The sequence below is a fragment of the Methylobacterium sp. P5_C11 genome (assembly GCF_054049775.1).
Genome location: NZ_JBFULS010000101.1, coordinates 2501 through 5794, shown reverse-complemented (window position 1 = coordinate 5794; position 3294 = coordinate 2501). Strand labels below are relative to the sequence as shown.

The 3294-nt window shown below is 57.0% G+C and carries 2 tRNA genes and 2 rRNA genes (1 of these 4 running past the window's edge); all 4 read left to right on the top strand.

From position 1 onward, the window contains the following. The first annotated feature begins 154 nt into the window (after nucleotides 1–154). Nucleotides 155–1637: ribosomal RNA gene (locus tag ACXJKQ_RS27270) — 16S ribosomal RNA — on the top strand. Between the two features lie 195 nt (nucleotides 1638–1832). Then, a tRNA-Ile gene (locus tag ACXJKQ_RS27265) sits at nucleotides 1833–1909 on the top strand. 62 nt (nucleotides 1910–1971) lie between these two features. Further along, a tRNA-Ala gene (locus tag ACXJKQ_RS27260) sits at nucleotides 1972–2047 on the top strand. A gap of 320 nt (nucleotides 2048–2367) precedes the next feature. After that, nucleotides 2368–3294: ribosomal RNA gene (locus ACXJKQ_RS27255) — 23S ribosomal RNA — on the top strand; it runs 1910 nt beyond the window's last position. The 16S and 23S rRNA genes sit together here with 2 tRNA genes alongside, the layout of an rRNA operon.

Below are 3294 nucleotides of genomic sequence, written 5' to 3'. Positions count from 1 at the left end.
GGCTGGGTCTTATGGCCTGGCGTGAGAGACTTGTGCCGATCTGTTGTTTTCTTTCTGAGCTCACCGACGGGTATTTGGCGCTGTGAAGCGTTGGGTGCTTGGTCGATGTGAGGCTCCGTCTGAGAATATATGTGATCGGCCAGATCAATCTCTTCAACGTGAGAGTTTGATCCTGGCTCAGAGCGAACGCTGGCGGCAGGCTTAACACATGCAAGTCGAGCGGACCTTTCGGGGTCAGCGGCGGACGGGTGAGTAACGCGTGGGAACGTGCCTTCTGGTCTGGAATAACCCTGGGAAACTAGGGCTAATACCGGATACGCCCTTTTGGGGAAAGGTTTACTGCCGGAAGATCGGCCCGCGTCTGATTAGCTAGTTGGTGGGGTAACGGCCTACCAAGGCGACGATCAGTAGCTGGTCTGAGAGGATGATCAGCCACACTGGGACTGAGACACGGCCCAGACTCCTACGGGAGGCAGCAGTGGGGAATATTGGACAATGGGCGCAAGCCTGATCCAGCCATGCCGCGTGAGTGATGAAGGCCTTAGGGTTGTAAAGCTCTTTTATCCGGGACGATAATGACGGTACCGGAGGAATAAGCCCCGGCTAACTTCGTGCCAGCAGCCGCGGTAATACGAAGGGGGCTAGCGTTGCTCGGAATCACTGGGCGTAAAGGGCGCGTAGGCGGCGTTTTAAGTCGGGGGTGAAAGCCTGTGGCTCAACCACAGAATGGCCTTCGATACTGGGACGCTTGAGTATGGTAGAGGTTGGTGGAACTGCGAGTGTAGAGGTGAAATTCGTAGATATTCGCAAGAACACCGGTGGCGAAGGCGGCCAACTGGACCATTACTGACGCTGAGGCGCGAAAGCGTGGGGAGCAAACAGGATTAGATACCCTGGTAGTCCACGCCGTAAACGATGAATGCCAGCTGTTGGGGTGCTTGCACCGCAGTAGCGCAGCTAACGCTTTGAGCATTCCGCCTGGGGAGTACGGTCGCAAGATTAAAACTCAAAGGAATTGACGGGGGCCCGCACAAGCGGTGGAGCATGTGGTTTAATTCGAAGCAACGCGCAGAACCTTACCATCCTTTGACATGGCGTGTTACCCAGAGAGATTTGGGGTCCACTTCGGTGGCGCGCACACAGGTGCTGCATGGCTGTCGTCAGCTCGTGTCGTGAGATGTTGGGTTAAGTCCCGCAACGAGCGCAACCCACGTCCTTAGTTGCCATCATTCAGTTGGGCACTCTAGGGAGACTGCCGGTGATAAGCCGCGAGGAAGGTGTGGATGACGTCAAGTCCTCATGGCCCTTACGGGATGGGCTACACACGTGCTACAATGGCGGTGACAGTGGGACGCGAAGGAGCGATCTGGAGCAAATCCCCAAAAGCCGTCTCAGTTCGGATTGCACTCTGCAACTCGAGTGCATGAAGGCGGAATCGCTAGTAATCGTGGATCAGCATGCCACGGTGAATACGTTCCCGGGCCTTGTACACACCGCCCGTCACACCATGGGAGTTGGTCTTACCCGACGGCGCTGCGCCAACCGCAAGGAGGCAGGCGACCACGGTAGGGTCAGCGACTGGGGTGAAGTCGTAACAAGGTAGCCGTAGGGGAACCTGCGGCTGGATCACCTCCTTTCTAAGGATTCTTTTTTGGATCTGGCGCCGAGCGATCGGCACCGACGAGCCAGGGCGTCACGCTCTGTCTCATCCATCGAAGATCATTAGGATATCAGGGACCTGTCAGGGTCCCATTGGCGGGATGAATGCCGCCCTCGTTTCTCTTCCTCACCAGATAGCGCGATCCGCGGGTTACTCCGCTCGATCGTGACTTGGGCCTGTAGCTCAGGTGGTTAGAGCGCACCCCTGATAAGGGTGAGGTCGGACGTTCGAGTCGTCCCAGGCCCACCAGTGTCGGGATGACCTCAGACCGCTTGCGGCGCTGCCGTTCGCTCCGGGCTCTGCTCCTTAACGGGGACATAGCTCAGTTGGGAGAGCGCGTGCTTTGCAAGCATGAGGTCGTCGGTTCGATCCCGTCTGTCTCCACCATTCTTTTGGGACCTGGCGTCGCGACAGCGGCAGCCGCCCGGGAATGCGTGTCGAGGCCGCTATCTGGAACATGAGTTTGCCGCGGTTGCGGCGTCTCGAGGATCGTCAGATCCGGGGATGCTCGATCGTGTGCGAAAAACATCAGTGACATCGTGAAGAGGGAATGTGGCCGTCAGGCGCGCGAAAGCGTCTGCCCGGCGGTCATGTTCGGCAAGCATACGGTGGTGGATCCGGAAACGGATCTGCCACTGGTCTTTTTGTGACCGTGTCGTGATCGACAGCCCTTGGGCTGCCGATCAGCGGACATCGATCACGAGAGCGATCAAGTGCCTTAAGAGCATTCGGTGGATGCCTTGGCGCTGAGAGGCGATGAAGGACGTGGTACGCTGCGATAAGCCTTGGGGAGCTGCGAACGAGCTTTGATCCAGGGATTTCCGAATGGGGAAACCCACCTTCGACCTTCCGTATTGTGCTTCTATGGTCAGTCTTTCCGCGGACACCCGCGGACTGGCTCCGTAGAAGCAACACTACGGTTGGTCACATGAAGGTATCAAATCCTGAATCCATAGGGGTTTGAAGCGAACCCGGGGAACTGAAACATCTCAGTACCCGGAGGAAAGGACATCAACGAGACTCCGTTAGTAGTGGCGAGCGAACGCGGATCAGGCCAGTGCCTGTGTTGAGTTTACCGGAACGGTCTGGAAAGGCCGGCGATATGGGTGACAGCCCCGTACGGGACGGACGATACACAGGACTCGAGTAGGGCGGGACACGTGAAATCCTGTCTGAACATGGGGGGACCACCCTCCAAGCCTAAGTACTCCTCAGCGACCGATAGCGAACCAGTACCGTGAGGGAAAGGTGAAAAGCACCCCGACGAGGGGAGTGAAACAGCACCTGAAACCGGATGCTTACAAACAGTGGGAGCTCAAGGTTCGTCCTGGGTGACCGCGTACCTTTTGTATAATGGGTCAGCGACTTAAAGTTACGAGCGAGCTTAAGCCGATAGGTGGAGGCGCAGCGAAAGCGAGTCTGAACAGGGCGTTCAGTTCGTGGCTTTAGACCCGAAACCGAGTGATCTAGCCATGTGCAGGATGAAGGTGGGGTAACACCCACTGGAGGTCCGAACCAGTGCCCGTTGAAAAGGTCTTGGATGACGTGTGGCTAGGGGTGAAAGGCCAATCAAACTCGGAAATAGCTGGTTCTCCGCGAAAGCTATTTAGGTAGCGCCTCGAGTGAATACCTCA